Raw genomic sequence first — 18,057 nt, 5'->3', positions numbered from 1 at the left:
TTTGAGAATTGAAGAGGGCTGCTCCTAGTACGAGAGGACCGGAGTGGACGAACCACTGGTGTTCGGGTTGTCATGCCAATGGCATTGCCCGGTAGCTACGTTCGGAACTGATAACCGCTGAAAGCATCTAAGCGGGAAGCAGGCTTTGAGATGAGTTCTCACTGGGACTTTAAGTCCCCTAAAGGGTCGTTGGAGACTACAACGTTGATAGGTCAGGTGTGTAAGGACTGCGAAGTCTTGAGCTAACTGATACTAATTGCCCGTGAGGCTTAACCATACAACACCCAAGTAGTTTTGCGCTATGAAGTGGATTGTATGAAGACTGACAAATACAGATAATGTAAAATCACGTACTTACGTGTTACTTGAATCAAGAAAAAACGATATTTATCGCTCTTTGAGCAAGCTTTCTAAGATTGTACCCTTTTTGTTTAGCGACAATAGCGCTGTGGCCCCACCTGATCCCTTTCCGAACTCAGAAGTGAAACGCAGTTGCGCCGATGGTAGTGTGGGAGTTCCCATGTGAGAGTAGGACATTGCTAGACTTCTAATAAGAGAAGCCCGTTACGAAAGTAACGGGCTTTTTGCTGTTTGGGATTTGAGAATAAGCGCGAATAAATTCCCGCCTACGCTATGAGACCTGTGTAGGCGGGATTTCAATCGCGCAAGGTAATAACGGTGGAGGTGTGAGCGTGTGGGTGTTTTCCTCTTTATGTGAGAGTAGGACATTCTCCACTTCACTCTCTAATAAATGACAAGAAGCCCGTTACGAAAGTAACGGGCTTTTTGCTGTTTTGGATTTGAGAATAAGCGCGAATAAATTCACGCCTGCGGTATGAGACCTGTGTAGGCGGGATTTCAATCGCGCAAGGTAATAGCGGTGGAAGTGTGAGCGTGTGGGTGTTTTTCTCTTTATGTGAGAGTAGGACATTCTCCACTTCACTCTCTCATAAATGACAAGAAGCCCGATTAGAAAGAGTCGGGCTTGTTGCTGTTTGGGGTTTGAGAATAAGCGCGAATAAATTCCCGCCGACGCTATAAGACCTGTGTAGGCGGGATTTCAATCGCCCAAGCTAATAGCGGTGGAGATGTGAGCGTGTGGGTGTTTTTCTCTTTATGTAAGAGTAGGACATCCTCCACTTCACTCTCTCATAAATGACAAGAAGCCCGATTAGAAAGAGTCGGGCTTGTTGCTGCTTGGGATTTTAGAATAAACGCGAATAAATTCTCGCCTACGGTATGAGACCTGTGTAGGCGGGATTTAAATCGCCCAAGCTAATAGCGGTGGAGATGTGAGCGTGTGGGTGTTTTTCTCTTTATGTGAGAGTAGGACATATTCCACTTCACTCTCTAATAAATGACAAGAAACCCGTTACGAAAGTAACGGATTTTTTTCTGTTTGGGATTTGAAACAATGACTAATATGCGCAAATAAATTCCCGCCTACCTATTGTGGTCCTACCAGACTCTATTCATCTATTTCAAGTAATGTGCAGCAGCACTTCACCAGTGTGTCTGCTTTTCGCCATCAGGAGAATATGCTCTCAGTTCATGTAATAAGTTACATCCATGGCACCGCGTATTAGCATGTCTAAGTAGGTTAGTACATTTAAGTAGAAGGGTCGTAAGTGTGTAAGTAGCACTAGATGAAGTTTCAAAAGTTAAAGGGAAATTATATAAGTAAATGATTTTATGAGTTAATTCATTGGTTATATAGTTTGGTAATATTATATTACAAATGGAGTGTATACATTATACACAAGGTTAATTAGTATGCATGTGTTACTGATTTGTAAATTACTCCCTGTAAACAAATCAATAGCAATATACTTTGTGGTTTGAGCTGATCTGTCAATCGTTCTTCACAGGTATATAAGCCCGGAGTAGGACTTCTACTCCGGCATCTATCATTTGCATGCATGTCATATATTTTGCAAACCATAAACCATAAACCATTAAACTAAGATATTTTAATTTGTTTAAGTCTGTGTGAATAGTTATGTATCATTAGTGAATTTTTATTTCAATGAGTTGGGGTGATTTATCTATGCTCAATGGTAATACTATAGTAGAAAATGGCTGTATGTTTTGTACACACCATAGGGTATTGTTAATCTGTTATTAATTGTAACTTACTCCCTTAGTGGTTAATTAATAACAACATACTTTGTGTTTGAGCTGATCTGTCAATCTAATCTCACAAGTATAATTAGCCGGAGTAGGGCTTCTTACTCCGGCACCCTATATTCACTCTTTTTATATACTCAAAGAAAATTATTCTTTGCGCTAGGCTAAATTTATAGTCGTTGTGCAAGCCATTAATCATATTGTATTAAGTTTATGTCAAATATTATCTAACCAATCGCATTAATTGTTGTCATTTAGCTGTCATTGTTTATATATCCCTTGAAATTTTTATCCTAAACCCCACATAGTTTCTAACAACTTTTTAAAAGTCGATTAATAATTTTTCACCGGAGATATTTTAGATGTCAGAAACTAATCAAGTAAAAAATCATGCGTTTGCATCGGACAACGCCAAAATACTACAATTAATGATCCACTCACTTTATTCAAATAAAGAAATATTTTTGCGTGAGTTAGTATCTAATGCCGCTGATGCGGCAGACAAGCTTCGTTTTAAAGCATTATCAGATAATGCATTGTACGAAAACGATGGTGAGCTTCGTGTTCGTGTTAGCTGTAATAAAGAAAATAACACATTAACAATTTCTGATAATGGTATCGGCATGAACGTTGATGAAGTTATTGAGCATTTAGGTACTATTGCTAAATCAGGTACTGCTGAGTTCTTCTCTCAATTATCAGGTGATCAGGCATCTGACTCGCAACTTATTGGCCAATTCGGCGTTGGTTTTTACTCTTCGTTTATCGTTGCAGATAAAGTAACCGTGCGTACCCGTAAAGCGGGTGACAATGCTAGTGAAGGTGTTGAGTGGGTAAGTGCAGGTGAAGGTGAATTCACAACGGCTCAAATTGAGAAAACTAATCGCGGTACTGATATCATCCTTCATTTAAAAGACGATGAATCAGAATTTGCAGATGACTGGCGTTTAAAGTCTATTGTTACTAAGTACTCAGATCATATATCAGTATCCGTTGAAATGTTAACTGCTGAAGTTCCAGCTATAGAAGCTGTAGCAGAAGTAACTGATGAGAAAGATAATATAACAAGACCTGCTGTCGAAGCGGTTGATGCTATTCCTGCATTATGGGAACCAGTAAATAAAGCGACTGCATTATGGACACGTGAAAAATCTGATATCTCAGAAGAAGAATACAAAGAGTTTTACAAACATGTTTCTCATGACTTTGGTGACCCTTTATTGTGGGAACATAATAAAGTTGAAGGTAAAACAGAATACACTTCTCTTTTATATGTACCAAATAAAGCACCATTTGACATGTACAACCGTGAAAAACAACATGGTTTGAAGTTGTTTGTACAACGTGTATTTATTATGGATGATGCAGAGCAGTTTATGCCAACCTACTTACGTTTTGTAAAAGGTTTATTAGACTCAAACGATTTGCCATTAAACGTTTCTCGTGAAATTTTACAAGATAACAAAATTTCTCAAGCTATTCGTAAAGGCTGTACTAAGCGTGTATTAAAAATGCTTGAGAAGTTAGCTAAAAAGGATGCTGAAAAATATCAAGGTTTCTGGGATGAGTTTGGCCAGGTATTAAAAGAAGGTCCTTCTGAAGATCACGCAAACAAGGAGCAAGTTGCCGGTTTATTACGCTTCTCTTCAACTAATGAAGATACTGCAACGCAAAACGTATCACTTGCTACTTACATCGAACGCATGAAAGAAGGCCAAGATAAGATCTATTATGTTGTTGCTGATAGCTTCGAAACAGCGAAAAATAGCCCACATTTAGAAATATTTCGTAAAAAAGGCATTGAAGTATTGTTAATGTCAGACCGTATTGATGAATGGTTAGTAAGCCATTTGACAGAGTTTGATACTAAGCAATTACAGTCAGTTACTCATGGTGGCTTAGATCTAGGTGACATGGATGATGCTGAAACTAAAGAAGCACAAGAGAAGCTTGAGAAAGAATACGATTCTGTAGTTAAGCGCATCAAAGACAGCCTAACAGGTAAAGTTAAAGAGGTTAAGTTGTCACAACGTCTTACTGACTCTCCTGCGTGTATCGTAGCAGATGATAACGACATGACTAGCCAAATGGCTAAGCTAATGGCATCAGTTGGTCAAGCAGTGCCTGATACCTTACCTATCTTTGAAATCAATGGTGAACATGAGCTTATTAAATATATTGCTGATGAGCAAGATGATGACAAATTTGGTCAATGGGTTGAGGTATTATTCGATCAAGCAATGTTAGCTGAACGTGGTAGTTTGAAAGATCCGGCAAGCTTTGTTACTCGCCTGAATAAGCTAATGTTAAGTCTAACTAAGTAATTATTTTATCATTAGATAAATTTTTGATAATACTTTAGTCTTAAAAAGGAGGTTTTCATGCATGAAATACCTCCTTTTTTGATCAATCCCCCTTTCTCCACTTGTTTGCACATAGGCTAGCTTGTATAGTATCTGCCGGCTTTATTAAAAGCTAAGAAATATTACCTTTGTCTGATCAAACGATCATTTTAACTATCGAATAAAGGTAATCTTTACTTTAACATTTCAACCATCAATTTAAGGTTACATAATATGCGGATTGTTTTATTAGGTGCTCCAGGCGCTGGTAAAGGCACACAAGCACAATTTTTAATGGCTAAATTTGGTATTCCACAAATCTCTACGGGCGATATGCTTCGCGCTGCAATTAAGGCAGGCACTGACCTAGGCAATAAAGCTAAAGCCGTTATGGATTCAGGGCAATTAGTTTCAGATGATTTGATCATTGGCTTAGTAAAAGAGCGAGTGGCTCAAGAAGACTGTAAAGCAGGGTTTTTACTTGACGGTTTCCCTCGTACCATTCCACAAGCAGATGCAATGAAAGAAAATGGCATCTCAGTTGATCACGTTTTAGAATTTGATGTGCCTGATGAAGTGATTGTTGAGCGCATGGCTGGCCGTCGTGTTCACTCGGGCTCTGGACGTGTTTATCATCTTGTTTTCAATCCGCCAAAAGTTGCCGGCAAGGATGATGTTACGGGTGATGACTTATCCATTCGTCCAGATGATGAAGAAGCGACAGTACGTAAACGTTTAGCTATTTATCATGATCAAACTAAGCCATTAGTCGACTTCTATCAAGCAGAAGCTAAAGCAGGTAACTGCAGCTATTTAACTATCGATGGCACGCAAGCTGTTGAAAAAGTTAACCAGTTATTATCAGCGCAACTTGCTTAGTCTCTAGCTACTTGAATTAATAAAAAACTCGCCTTGGCGAGTTTTTTTGTTTTAGGATAATGAGGTTATTCCAGACACTCTTTGAACATGGCAATGTGTGGTATGTTGTCCTCTAGGTACATCGAGGATACTTGGGTAAAACCATGCTTTTGATAGTAAGACTTTAAGTGCTGCTGTGCAGATATTTTGATATCTTCTTCAGGAAAGTACTGCTGACAAAGTAATAACGCTTCTGTCATTAACTCATGTCCTAAACCAAGGCCTCTTGCGTGTGTCGCTATCGCAACTCGGCCAATACTTATATTTTCTTTATAACTTTCACCCTTCGGCAAAATACGTAGATAAGCAACAAGTTGCTCGTCTTGATAGCCTAGCAAATGTAAAGTTTGAGGGTGTCGGTCGAGCCGGTCTTTATCGCTGTCTAAATCTGGGTAGTAACAGGTTTGTTCCACGACAAAAACATCAATGCGTAATTTGAGGACATCATATAATTGATCAAGTGATAACTGTGTGAATGTTTTCTTTTGCCAAATTGTATTTGTGGTCATAATAAGAAGTTAAAATTGAATACTGAGTAGTTTTAAGTAAGCATAATACTTGTGGTTATCAAGGTAAACCTTAATTTATTCTTTGTTTTTTTGTCTATATAACTTAACAAGCTCAGTGGTCATTATTTCATTAAATGACTAACATTCAGGAAAATAAAGTTGCCTGCTATGTTATTCGTAGGTGACTAACCTACTTTATTAAACCGATACTATCTCATCGGTTGATAATTTTTACTTTAGTGGTATCCACAAAAAAACTGCTTGACGGTAGGTTTTAACTATAGCGCCTCGTTTTCTTAGTATTTTTAAGCCCTTATTAATCGCTATAAAGGCTTCCTCTCCCTTAGGGGGAGCCTTACTGATGACATAATGTCAGGAATCTTTAAGTACCACACCAATATTTTTCACCGGGACTAGGTGAATTTTACTCATAGTAAAGCTTTGATCAGGTGTTGAATTAAATGGCATTAAAATAAAGTCGAACCATTGAAAATTTACTTTACCTGGGGCGTAACTGAAACGGCGATTAAAGCCACCAAGTTTAAGTGCTTGCTGAGCAATTATCATGTCCACTACATCACGACGGATATTTTTCCCAGAGAAGTTATCGATTGAGCTGACATCTCTATTAGCAACAAATTTTTGGTAATCAATGTAGACATCATCACGAATATAAATAAGCACACTATGTTGTTGGCCATGGACAGCCGTTGTAATGCATAAAATTAGTAATATAAGCAGCGTTTTACCGAGAGTTTTCTGATTAAAGCTGTGCGGTGTATATATCATAAAGGAACGCCATTAAATCACTCCGTTGGAGTTAAGTACCTGCATCCCTGTAATATATAGATAACAAGGAAATAGGTATTAAGTAAAGTGGCTTATGGCGTTTTAAAGTTACCCTCGCTATTTATTATGGCGTTGTTGTAATACCGCCATTACTTCGTTCAACTCAATTCCTTGATCGGCTAGTAAAACGAGAGTGTGGTAGAACAAGTCGGCGCATTCACCTAATAGATCTTCTTTCGTTTCCGCGACAGCAGCAAGTGCCACCTCAACCCCTTCTTCTCCTACTTTTTGCGCTATTTTAGTCGTGCCGCGAGAAAATAAGTACGCCGTATAGCTATCTTCTGGCTTATCATTTTTTCGGCTATCGATAACTTGTTCAAGTTGACTGAGGAAGTTTTGCTGCGTTAATTTTTGCTCAGGAAAGCACGACTCGGTGCCTAAGTGACAACTTGGACCGATAGGTAAACAAGCAATAAGTAAACTATCGTTATCACAATCAGTTAAAACTTGCTTAATGTTTAAAAAGTTACCTGAGGTTTCGCCTTTAACCCAGAGTGCTTGTTTTGAACGGCTAAAAAAAGTCGCTTTACCTGTTTCAAGAGTTGCGGCTAAGGATGCTTGGTTCATATAGCCTTGCATTAGTATTGCGCCGGTAGCAGCATGCTGAATAATGGCAGGAATTAGGTTGTCCATTTTCTGCCATGCTAACTGATTAATGTTGTCTTTATTTACTAACATGGTCTCACCTCAATATTTTGGTCTTTTAAATAATCTTTCAAATCTTTAATGGCAATAATGCCTTTATGAAAAACAGAGGCCGCTAGTGCGCCGTCAACATCTGCCTGTTGGTAAACATCACTAAAATGCTTCATAGTACCCGCGCCACCAGAGGCGATTAAAGGGACATTACATACAGCCCTCGCTTGTTTTAATTGCTCAATATCATAACCTTGGCGTACTCCATCTTGGTTCATGCAATTTAACACTATTTCGCCTGCACCTAAGCTAACGACTTTTTCAATCCAGTCAAATGTGGTCCAGCCTGTTTGCTTAGTTCGTTTTTCATCACCGGTAAATTGGTAAACCTGGTATTCCCCCTTGCCATTATTAGCCTCTTTGTTATAAAAGCTATCTACACCAACAACAATACACTGTTGACCAAAAACATCGGCTAAGCGAGTAATAAGTTTAGGGTCTCGTAGGGCCGGGGAGTTAATGGATATTTTGTCTGCACCCATCATCAATATTTCTTTGGCATCGTTTTCACTTTTTATGCCACCAGCAACACAAAAGGGAATATCAATGACTTCAGCGATACGACTTACCCAGCTTTTGTCTACAACACGACCATCACTGCTTGCGGTGATATCATAAAAAACTAATTCATCAGCACCTGCTTCAGCATATTTCTTCGCTAAGGGAACTATGTCACCAATAATTTCGTGGTTTCGAAACTGCACACCTTTAACTACCTTGCCATCGCGAACATCTAAACAAGGGATAATTCTTCTAGCTAACATGGGCTTTTCTCCGCTATAGCTTCTTTAGCTGGGGGCCAGCAAGCAATTGCTTCTTCCAGGGTAAACTTACCTTCAAGCAGTGACCGACCTAATATAACGCCGCTAACACCGGTTGGAATCAACGCTTTTATATCGTCTAAACTACCAATGCCGCCTGATGCTTGCCAGTGAATCTCTGGATACTTAGCACAAACTTCCGTATATAAATCAATATTAGTGCCGGTTAACGTGCCATCTCTACTGATGTCAGTACATAATACGTGTTTAATGCCCGCATCTTGATACTGGCTAAGTAAATCTTCTAAGTTCACGCCGCTATCTTCAATCCAACCATGGGTTGGCAGGGTCTTATTGCCTTGAGCATCAATTTTAATATCAAGCGCTAGGACAATTTTTTCGCAGCCATAGGTTTTAAGCCATTGGGTAACTAGCTCTGGTTTTTTGATGGCTAAGCTACCGATAACCACGCGATCTGCGCCTAGAGCTAATAACTGCTTTACATCATCTTCACAACGCACACCGCCACCGACTTGAATTATCATGGAAGGGTGATTTACTACGGTTTTTAATGTTGCTAATTGACGCTTGGTACTGTCTTTTGCGCCGTCTAAATCAACAAAGTGCATGACAGTGGCGCCTGATTTAGCATAAGCCTGTTGGCGTTCTTGCACGGTATATTGGTAATTGGTCTTTTGGTTATAGTCGCCTTGATATAAACGTACTACTTGACCACCGATTAAGTCAATTGCTGGGATCATCATAATTTGATACTCAAGATATTGTTATTTGGATAAATTACTTCTTTAAAAGTACTCATTTATATTCATAAACTCCGTGCTTTTTCATTGTACTTGCTCCAAATACCTTCTATCTGAAGCATCAATGAATTGTTATAACTCTAAAAAGTTTTGAATGATTTTACTGCCCAAAGCACTTGAGCGCTCAGGGTGAAATTGACAGCCGATAAAGTTGTCTTTGGCAATAGCCGCTGAAAAAGTACTACCGTATTCGCAACTGGCAATGGTGTACTCACTTATTGGCGCGGCAAAGCTGTGGACAAAGTAAAAGTAATCACCTGGGTTAATACCCTTAAAAATAGGGTGGTCTGTTACTTGGCTGAGCGTATTCCAACCCATATGTGGCAATCTGTTCCCTTGAGATTTTAATGGCTCAATTTTTGTGGGAATTAAGTTCAAGCAAGGTACTATGTCATCACCGCTACCTTCGGTTGAGGACTCTGCCATTAACTGCATGCCCAAACAAAATCCCAGTACTGGCTGAGTTAAGTTTTGTAATACCGCGACTAAGTTTTTGGCTTTGATATTGGCCATGGCATGTTTGGCACTGCCAACACCAGGCAGTATTACCTTATCAGCTTGCTGAATTAGCTCAATGTCATCAGTGATAGTAACGTTATAGCCTAAACGCTCAACGGCAAACTTAACAGACGCTAGATTTGCGCAGCCAGTATCAACAATGACATTCATACTAGCAGTCAACGCCTTAGTCATTATAAGATACCTTTTGAGCTAGGCATTTCATCACCGTCTACTTTTATGGCTTGACCTAGCGCACGGCCAAATACCTTAAATAAGCTCTCAACTTGGTGGTGACAATTTCCTTTGCTAGTTGATAAATGTAAAGTGATTAACATTGAATCCGCAAGTGAGCGGAAAAAATGTCCGACCATTTGCGTTGACATGCTACCGACATTATCAGCGGTAAAGTCAGCATCAAATTCAAGCCATGGACGACCAGATAAATCAATTGCACACTCGGCGCGACATTCATCCATAGGCAGTACAAAACCAAAACGACCAATACCACGTTTGTCACCAAGGGCTTTTCTCAACGCTTGACCAAGGGCAAGGGCGGTATCTTCAACACTATGATGTTCATCTATGTGATAATCGCCGCTAACACTGCATTGCAAACTAAAACCGCCGTGAGTGGCAATTTGATCTAACATATGGTCAAAGAAACCCAAGCCTGTCGCTATATTATTGTCGCCTTTTTTATCTAAATTAACGGTGACCTTGATATCGGTTTCTTTGGTGGTCCGCGTAATACTCGCTATACGAGCTTGTGAGAACTTTGCTAATATTTGTTCGCTCACCTGTGGCCAATTTAGCGTGTCTCGATCATACTTGATGCCGACAATACCCATATTAGCAGCAAGGCCCATATCGGTTTCCCTATCACCTATGACATATGAATTAGTGAAATCTACTTTGCCTTGCTGTAAGTAATCGCTTACTAAACCTAATTTTGGTTTACGGCAGCTACAATTATCTTCATCAAAGTGAGGGCAGAGTAAGACGTCTGCAAAATTAATCCCTTGTGAACTAAATAACGCCATCATTTTATTATGAGGCAAATCAAAATCAGCTTGTGGAAAGCTGCTTGTTCCTAAACCATCTTGGTTTGATACCATCACTAGCTTAAAACCTTTGGCTTGCAGTTTTAATAACTCGGCAATGACATTAGGTTCAAAGACTAGTTTTTCTAAGCTATCAAGTTGCTTATCGATAGCAGGCTCTTCTACTAGGGTGCCGTCACGGTCGATAAATAATATTTTTTCTTGTTTATTACTCATAAAATGCTCTTCATTATGTGCGTGTAGCTATTTTAAACGCAGCGTTACTTTTGACTTACAAAGTGGTTAATAGTTTCTTTAGTTGTGCGAGTTCATCTTCACTGCCAATACTAATGCGAAGACAGTTTTCAAGCTGTTGCTGTTTAGATTGATCGCGAATCAATATGTTGTTTTCAAGTAACAAATTAAATACTCGAGTTTTATCTTCTGCGCTAGTACAGCGAAATAGAACAAAATTTGCATCACTGGTAAAGACATGGCAGCACCAATTTTGCTCAGTAAGCCAAGTACTTAATTGCTCACGTAATGCTTTGGTTTGCTTTACTCTCGTTTGCATTATGGTTAAATCATTAGTTAAGACTTGGCTAGCGATTTCAGCCACGGGTGCAGCAATAGGATAGGGGGCAATAACCTTGCTTAATAAGGTGATGACGTCATTGTTTGCTAAGGTAAAACCGCAACGAAGACCCGCAAGTGCAAAGGCTTTAGATAAGGTTCTTAATACAATGACATTATCAAAATCGCTTAACAACTTGGCGCTAGAATACTCAGGGCTAAACTCACCTGTATATTCGATGTAGGCTTCATCAACCACCACCATGGCACTATCTTTAAAAAGTTTTATCGCCGCAATAATTTGTGCTTGTGGTAATAAGTTACCGGTCGGATTACCAGGTGAACATAAAAATACAACTTTTACCTTACCGACTTGCTGCTGCAAACCGTCTAAATCTAGGGTTAAATCAGTAGGGTTAAGCGGTACTTTAATTACCGGTGTACCGTGATTTTCGGCACTAATAGCGTACATCCCGTAGGTGGGTGGACATATTAAAATGCTGTCTTGGTAAGCACGACAAAAACTGCGAATGATTAACTCGATACCTTCATCGGCACCTCTAGTTGCTAGTATTTTGTCTTTCGTTAAGCCTGAGTATTCGCTATAGGCTGAGATCAAACTATCAGGTTGAAAATCAGGGTAGCGATTGATGTTCTCCGCTGATAATTGATATTGACCTTTACCTGGAGCTTCGTTTGCGTTTAGCCATATCTTATCTTCTTGGGCATCAGCACTAGAAAATAGGCGTCGTGCCGATTGATATGGCACCATAGCTATTAATTCTTTACGTGCTAATTGCTCTGCGGTAGTTAAAGCTTGCTTGTTTTTACCTTTACTTATGCTTAGTTCAGTCATCGTTATGAACCTTCTTCCAACCGAATAGTGACCGCTCGCTGGTGTGCATCTAAACCTTCGGCATCGGTTAACTCAATAATGCACTCAGCTAAACTCGCTAAACCTGATTTAGTTATTTCTTGCACGGTATAACGACGTGAGAAATCAGCCAGTGATAAACTTGAGATCACTTTTGAGTATCCATATGTCGGTAATACGTGGTTAGTACCGCTGGCGTAATCTCCCGCTGATTCTGGGGTATAAGCACCAACAAAAATTGAACCGGCATTACGTACAGTATTTAATAAGCTTGGCGCATCTTCAGTTTGAATGATTAAATGCTCTGGCCCGTATTGATTTGATATTGCAACCGCTTGAGCCAAGTCTTTGGTAAAAATTAATCGAGACTGTGTTAAGGCTTGCTCGGCTATTTTACGTCGAGACAATGTCACTAACTGCTTTTCTAATTGCTCAGCTACTTGTTTGATTAAAGCTTCACTATCACTAAGTAGAATCACTTGGCTGTCAACACCGTGCTCGGCTTGTGATAATAAATCTGCGGCAATAAATACTGGATTTGCTTGCTCATCGGCAATGACTAACACTTCCGAAGGGCCTGCTGGCATATCGATAGCAAAACCAGCAACTTGTTGTGATAGTTGAGTTTTTGCTTCGGTAACATAGCGATTACCAGGACCAAAAACTTTATTTACCGCTGCTATGGTTTGGGTACCATAAGCAAGAGCCGCAATCGCTTGGGCACCACCCACTGTGTATATTTCACTAATACCACAAAGATCAGCTGCCACTAATATTTCATTGGCCAGTTGGCCATTTTTATCTGGCGGACAAACAAGCGCGGTGCGTTTGCAACCAGTAAGTTGCGCCGGTATGCCTAACATCAATACCGTTGACGGCAATGGAGCTGAGCCGGCAGGAATATATAAACCAACACTTTCAATGGCTTCCGTTTTTAACATGCACTTAACGCCGGGGATCGTTTCAACCGTTATATCAGTAGGCTGTTGTGCGCTATGAAATGCTCTGATTTGCTGATAAGCGGTGTTAATTGCTTTTAAACGCTTAGCAGATAAGGCTAACTTGGCTTGCGCAACTTGCTCTGCGCTCACTGACAAGGTGTTAAGTGCGATACCATCAAATTGCTCAGTTAAAGCAAATATAGCCTTGTCACCTTGGCTTTTAACTTGCGATATAATGTTAGCCACTTGCGTTGATAATAGTGCGCTATCGGCTATTGCAGGCCTAGCCAGAGCACATTTTTTTTGCTGCTCTGACAGCTCTTGCCAGTTAATAAGTTGATTAATCATAATTCTTTCTCGGTATTAATGTTTATTTCTTTGCGATAGTTCTCTTTGAGAATATACGCTAAATAATTGTGACTTCAGCAAAGCTGTCAAGTTGCTTGTTGCCTGAGCTTAGTTTCCTAAGTGATGGCAACAAACAACGCTGACAATGCAGCAGAAGTTGCAAGTATGACGCGTATTAGCCCATCATCTTTTCAATCGGCATAACGAGTATAGAGTGACAACCTAAGGCTTTCAGATCTTCCATGGTTTCCCAAAAGAAAGTTTCTGTTGCTACTACGTGTACAGCGACCATGTCGTCACGTCCTGCAAGTGGTAAAACAGTGGGTGTTTCTGTGCCTGGCATTAACTTGCTGACTTCGGAAACTTTATCTTTTGGTGCGTGCAACATTATATATTTGCTTTCTTTGGCTTTAATTACACCGTGAATACGTGGTAATAAAGTATCTAAAATGGCTTGTTTTTCTGCACCTAATGGCTCTGCTCGTTGAATCAGTGACGCTTTTGAACGGAAAACTTCAGCCACTTCTTTTAAGCCATTAGCTTCAAGTGTTGCACCGGTAGAAACTAAATCACAAATACCGTCAGCTAAGCCTACGCGAGGTGCTACTTCAACTGAGCCTTTTAACAAACAAAACTCAACATTAATACCATTAGCTTTAGCAAAACGATTTAATAAGTGCGGGTAAGTTGTGGCAAAACGTAAGCCGTTTAAACAATCTAATCCGGTGTATTCAAATTCTTCAGGCATGGCAATTGAAAAACGGCAAGCACCAAAATCTAATGTGGTAGTGCGAATGTAGTCAGACTTGTTGCCTTTTAATTGGCGATCTAACTCTTCTTCTTCGAGGGTGTTATCACCGACAATGCCTAAGTCACAAACACCGTCCATAACCAAACCTGGAATATCACTACTGCGCACGCGCATAATATCAATAGGCATGTTACTAACGTGGGCAAGTAAACGACGGTCGCTAAGATTAATTTTTAATCCACAGCGCTTTAGTAATTTTTGGGTTTCTTCACTAAGGCGTCCTGATTTTTGCATGGCAATGCGTAAACGTGGTTCTGAAGTATTCATATTGATAATTCCTATGGTGTCTTAATCTTAAAATTTGTCATGTATATACAATTTCTAGTAGGCTAAAATGCGAAAAACCCCCGAGAGAGTCGTGACTCTTTCGGGGGTTTAGCAATTACAGTTACTTCTATTAAGAGATTGTATTATGCTTTTTTAAACCACTGAAAGGCCACTTGCCCTTCAGTGGTTTACTTATAAAGTAAACCTGAATGGGCTAATCGTAGTGATGGTGATGATGTCGGCGATTCAGGTTAATAATCATGTTTAGAAAGTCTCTAATAGTCAGTTATTCCTTGTTAACTTAGTGCTACTGTAAATTTAAGTTAACAAGGTGAAAAATTAATTTGTATTGATGTTATTTACACTACTGCTTAATTAAGGTAGCTGCAAGTAATAAATAATAGTTTTTTATTACTATTTGTTATATGAAACTAGCTTAAAGCTATTACTCTAAAAAGGTTATTGGCACCAGTGAAGGTTTCTTCGTTAAAGGTTCTTAATGAATAGTCGATAAAAGGTAGAGATCTTAACTTATACCTTAGCTCTATAAGTTACTTATTTATCAATCGGTCTAAAACTGCAGGGGGATTAAGTATGGATATTTTTACCACTCAATTAGCGCGTATAGTCGCAGTGCCGATTAAGCCAGCAAGCCTAAAGGTTAAGGCTCTGCTTAAAGATGCGGCTAACAGCAAACTTAGCCAAGATACTAATCACCTTGAAAACCATGAATATTATTTCACCAGCGAAGCAGATCAATATGCCAACAGCGAGCAAGAGACTGATGGCAAAGAAGAAAACTCCAATAGTGCTAATACGAGTAAAGAAACAAGTGTGGAGTTGCAAGAAAATAGTTCAGACATAAAGAAAACTACCCATAAAAGTAAAGGTAAAAACTTAGACCTTTATGCCTAAACTGTAGTTCAACCCGCTCTACACCAATTTGTAAGGGAATGCCATGACTGTATTGGTGCGCCTAAAAGTGAAATTTCTCTGTGCTCCTGAACATGCATCTTGAAGTAGAACGGGTTTAAGTATACTCTCAGCATTAATTTCTCTTTGTGCCTTTTCGTTTTAAATGACCGCATCCAAAGTTAGCCAAGCCTTTTCCCAAGAAGGCGCTTTAGCTAAAGCCATTAAAGGCTTTTCTCCTCGTCAAGCTCAAATCGATATGGCACTGGATGTTGCTGATGCAATTGAGCAACAATCATCACTTATCGTGGAAGCCGGTACGGGTACCGGAAAAACCTTTGCCTACTTGATCCCGGCCTTTTTAGCGTTAGATCCGAAAAATCCAAAAAAAATAGTAGTATCAACCGGTACTAAGAATCTGCAAGAACAGCTATTTCATAAAGATATTCCGTTAATTAAAAAAGCGCTAGCCAGTAATGCGCAAGTGGCTTTATTAAAGGGACGTGCTAACTACTTATGTAACTACCGTTTAGCTCAGTACCAAGACAGTCGTGGCCAACTGGATGCCCAAATGTTGCAGGATTTGGTTAAAATAAAAACCTGGGCAAATGGCACGCAAAGTGGTGATATTGGCGAGTTGGTTAATGTTAGTGAAGACTCCAGTATTTTTCCCTTTGTAACGAGTACATTAGATAATTGTTTAGCCAGAGATTGCCCTGACTATGAGGCATGTCACTTAGTTAGAGCCCGTAAAAAAGCCAGTGAGGCCGATATCATTGTCGTTAATCATCACCTGTTTTTTGCTGATATGGCTTTAAAAGATACCGGTTTTGGTGAGCTTATTCCTAAGGCACAAGTGATGATTTTCGATGAAGCTCATCAAATTGGTGATATCGCCAGTGAGTACTTTGGTGAGGCATTCTCTAGTAAGCAACTGGTTGATTTGTGCACCGATGTATTACAAGTACATCGCAGTAGCTTGACCGATGTTAAGCAATTAGGGCGAGCAGCGGAAAAGCTACAGAAAACTTGCCAAGAATTTCGTTTGCTATTTAATTACGATCCTGAACGCGGTAATTGGCGAGAAAAGCATAAACAAGCTCAATTTCAGCAAAAATTTGCTAACTTAAAAATTGATTTAGATTTTTTATATCAAGTGATAAAGCTTTGCGTTTCAAGAAATGAAGCTATTGATAATTGTTTTGACCGTGCTGTTAACTTACTTGCCCAATACGAAGTGATGGCCGATGTTGAAGCTTATGGCATGAGCTTTTGGTATGAAACTACGCCGCGCAGTGTGGTATTACATCAAACTCCGTTAACGGTGAGTGATAAGTTTAGTGCTGTCGTTAAAGAGTCCGGCGCTGGCTGGATATTCACTTCAGCAACGCTTGCTGTTGATAATAGCTTTAATCACTTTGCCCAGCATTTAGGCTTACAAGATGCTAAGCAACTTCTGCTTGATAGCCCCTTTGATTATCATACTCAATCTCAACTGATCGTACCTCGTTATTTACCGCAAGCAAATGATAAAAATCGCGCCTTGAAATTAGCTGAGTTGGCACAGCCACTGATTAAAGCCAGTAAAGGTGCCTGCTTTATGCTCTTTACCAGTTACCGGGTAATGCATCAGGTAGCTGAAATTCTATCGGAAGCTATTGATAACCCATTATTAGTGCAAGGTCAGATGGCTAAGCGCAAGTTGCTTGAGCAATTTGTTGAGCAAGACAAAGCAGTATTACTGGCTACCGCAAGTTTTTGGGAAGGCATTGATGTTCGCGGTGATAAGCTCACTTGTGTGATTATTGATAAATTGCCTTTTGCTTCACCCGATGATCCTTTACTGCAAGCGCGCTGTGAAGATGTTCGGCGACAAGGCGGCGAGCCTTTTACACAAATTCAATTACCACAGGCGGTAATTGCATTAAAGCAGGGGGTAGGGCGACTTATCCGTGATGTCAGTGACCGTGGTGTCTTAGTGATTTGTGATGATAGGTTAGTCAATAAACCTTATGGTGAAACATTCTTAAAAAGTTTACCCGATATGAAACGTAGTCGAGATATTAATGAAGCCGCTAAGTTCTTGGAATCCTTATCTTAATAGCATTTATACCGTTGACTATTATGACAGCGCATGAGTTAATCTGATTAGCTTAAGTGGCATAGAAATAAACGGTTAGGTTATCGTTTTTTGAAAGCCTAGTATTTGTTTTAATTATTTGCAATAACTACGGGCGAGAAATATCAACCATCAAGTCATCGGCAATTTTCTCTAAAGCACTGATCAGGTCATCAATAGACTTATCAGCAATGGCAATTTGAACTTTCGCTTTAAAAATATCTTGGCCACTATGAGCAGCACTGCTATTTGAACTGACTAATTTAATCAGGTTACCACTTTGATGATGAATAACAGAGGAGACTTCCTGTACTATGCCTGCTCTATCATTAGCGGTAATTTCAAGTACTAAGTTACTAGTTACTTTCGGTAGATTAGGCTCTGCTAATTCAATTTGGCAACTTAAACCGTTAATGCCTTTTAACTCAGTTATTAAGTCTTGAGAGTGTTCACTTGCCACTGCTACTTCAATAACGCCGGCGAAAAAACCCGATAAATGATGCAAACTACTGACTTGCCAGTTGCCTTGATGTTTGGCAATGATTGTCGATAAGGTATCTACTAGGCCGCTTTGATCTGGGCCAATGCAAGAGATGACTAGATGATTCATTAATACTCCTAAAGGATCATTGTGTTTATAAGGAAAAA

15 protein-coding genes and 2 rRNA genes are annotated in these 18,057 nt (G+C 39.6%); 6 read left to right on the top strand and 11 right to left on the bottom strand.

Translation table 11 applies throughout. The annotated features are described in order from the left end of the window. The 4 genes from F580_RS0122560 to adk all read left to right on the top strand — a co-directional run. Positions 1 to 277 (top strand): 23S ribosomal RNA (locus F580_RS0122560); the annotation flags it as partial. Between the two features lie 153 nt (positions 278 to 430). After that, positions 431 to 545: ribosomal RNA gene (gene rrf / locus F580_RS0122555) — 5S ribosomal RNA — on the top strand. A gap of 1,944 nt (positions 546 to 2,489) precedes the next feature. Beyond that, positions 2,490 to 4,451, top strand: a complete 1,962-nt coding sequence (gene htpG, locus F580_RS0122550; protein WP_019030031.1) for a molecular chaperone HtpG — start codon at positions 2,490 to 2,492, stop codon at positions 4,449 to 4,451. Positions 4,452 to 4,703: 252 nt separating this feature from the next. Next, positions 4,704 to 5,348: an adenylate kinase gene (gene adk, locus F580_RS0122545; RefSeq protein ID WP_019030030.1), complete on the top strand. Its 645-nt coding sequence runs from the start codon at positions 4,704 to 4,706 to the stop codon at positions 5,346 to 5,348. A 65-nt stretch (positions 5,349 to 5,413) separates the two neighbouring features. Here the strand turns inward: adk and F580_RS0122540 are convergent, their stop codons facing one another. From F580_RS0122540 to hisG, 10 genes are all read right to left on the bottom strand, one after another. Further along, the gene (locus tag F580_RS0122540) at positions 5,414 to 5,896 is read right to left on the bottom strand and encodes a GNAT family N-acetyltransferase (RefSeq protein WP_019030029.1); all 483 of its coding nucleotides are present in this window, start codon (positions 5,894 to 5,896) and stop codon (positions 5,414 to 5,416) included. A gap of 372 nt (positions 5,897 to 6,268) precedes the next feature. Further along, the gene (locus F580_RS0122535) at positions 6,269 to 6,685 is read right to left on the bottom strand and encodes a hypothetical protein (protein WP_019030028.1); all 417 of its coding nucleotides are present in this window, start codon (positions 6,683 to 6,685) and stop codon (positions 6,269 to 6,271) included. Between the two features lie 117 nt (positions 6,686 to 6,802). Next, entirely contained in the window at positions 6,803 to 7,423 is a 621-nt protein-coding gene (gene hisIE, locus F580_RS0122530) for a bifunctional phosphoribosyl-AMP cyclohydrolase/phosphoribosyl-ATP diphosphatase HisIE (protein ID WP_019030027.1), read from the bottom strand. After that, the gene (gene hisF / locus F580_RS0122525) at positions 7,417 to 8,205 is read right to left on the bottom strand and encodes an imidazole glycerol phosphate synthase subunit HisF (RefSeq protein ID WP_019030026.1); all 789 of its coding nucleotides are present in this window, start codon (positions 8,203 to 8,205) and stop codon (positions 7,417 to 7,419) included. Before hisF ends, hisIE begins: the two co-directional genes overlap by 7 nt. Further along, complete coding sequence (hisA, locus tag F580_RS0122520) at positions 8,199 to 8,966, bottom strand: 1-(5-phosphoribosyl)-5-[(5-phosphoribosylamino)methylideneamino]imidazole-4-carboxamide isomerase (protein ID WP_019030025.1); 768 nt, start codon at positions 8,964 to 8,966, stop codon at positions 8,199 to 8,201. The genes hisF and hisA overlap by 7 nt, the downstream gene beginning before the upstream one ends. A gap of 129 nt (positions 8,967 to 9,095) precedes the next feature. Continuing rightward, positions 9,096 to 9,716 carry an imidazole glycerol phosphate synthase subunit HisH gene (hisH, locus tag F580_RS0122515; RefSeq protein ID WP_019030024.1) on the bottom strand — a complete coding sequence of 207 codons (621 nt, stop codon included), beginning with the start codon at positions 9,714 to 9,716 and terminating at the stop codon, positions 9,096 to 9,098. Further along, entirely contained in the window at positions 9,716 to 10,801 is a 1,086-nt protein-coding gene (gene hisB / locus F580_RS0122510) for a bifunctional histidinol-phosphatase/imidazoleglycerol-phosphate dehydratase HisB (RefSeq protein ID WP_019030023.1), read from the bottom strand. Before hisB ends, hisH begins: the two co-directional genes overlap by 1 nt. 55 nt (positions 10,802 to 10,856) lie before the next feature. Next, positions 10,857 to 11,993, bottom strand: a complete 1,137-nt coding sequence (hisC, locus tag F580_RS0122505; protein ID WP_019030022.1) for a histidinol-phosphate transaminase — start codon at positions 11,991 to 11,993, stop codon at positions 10,857 to 10,859. 2 nt (positions 11,994 to 11,995) lie between these two features. Beyond that, a complete protein-coding gene (gene hisD / locus F580_RS0122500) occupies positions 11,996 to 13,300 on the bottom strand; it encodes a histidinol dehydrogenase (RefSeq protein WP_019030021.1) in 1,305 nt (434 codons plus the stop codon). 175 nt (positions 13,301 to 13,475) lie between these two features. Further along, positions 13,476 to 14,378, bottom strand: coding sequence for an ATP phosphoribosyltransferase (gene hisG / locus F580_RS0122495; protein ID WP_019030020.1), 903 nt, complete (start codon positions 14,376 to 14,378; stop codon positions 13,476 to 13,478). A 594-nt stretch (positions 14,379 to 14,972) separates the two neighbouring features. On the opposite strand from hisG, the gene F580_RS0122490 reads away from it, so the two are divergent. Together F580_RS0122490 and yoaA are read left to right on the top strand one after the other, a co-directional pair. After that, the gene (locus tag F580_RS0122490; RefSeq protein WP_019030019.1) at positions 14,973 to 15,293 is read left to right on the top strand and encodes a hypothetical protein; all 321 of its coding nucleotides are present in this window, start codon (positions 14,973 to 14,975) and stop codon (positions 15,291 to 15,293) included. A gap of 163 nt (positions 15,294 to 15,456) precedes the next feature. Continuing rightward, the gene (gene yoaA / locus F580_RS0122485; protein WP_019030018.1) at positions 15,457 to 17,391 is read left to right on the top strand and encodes a DNA repair helicase YoaA; all 1,935 of its coding nucleotides are present in this window, start codon (positions 15,457 to 15,459) and stop codon (positions 17,389 to 17,391) included. Between the two features lie 127 nt (positions 17,392 to 17,518). Here yoaA and F580_RS0122480 read toward each other — a convergent pair whose 3' ends face one another. Further along, on the bottom strand, positions 17,519 to 18,019 hold the full coding sequence (locus tag F580_RS0122480; RefSeq protein ID WP_019030017.1) for a glycine cleavage system transcriptional repressor: 501 nt from the start codon (positions 18,017 to 18,019) through the stop codon (positions 17,519 to 17,521). Positions 18,020 to 18,057 lie beyond the last annotated feature (38 nt).

Source organism: Colwellia piezophila ATCC BAA-637, assembly GCF_000378625.1.
Lineage (GTDB): Bacteria > Pseudomonadota > Gammaproteobacteria > Enterobacterales > Alteromonadaceae > Colwellia > Colwellia piezophila.
This window is presented reverse-complemented; position numbering and strand designations above follow the sequence as displayed.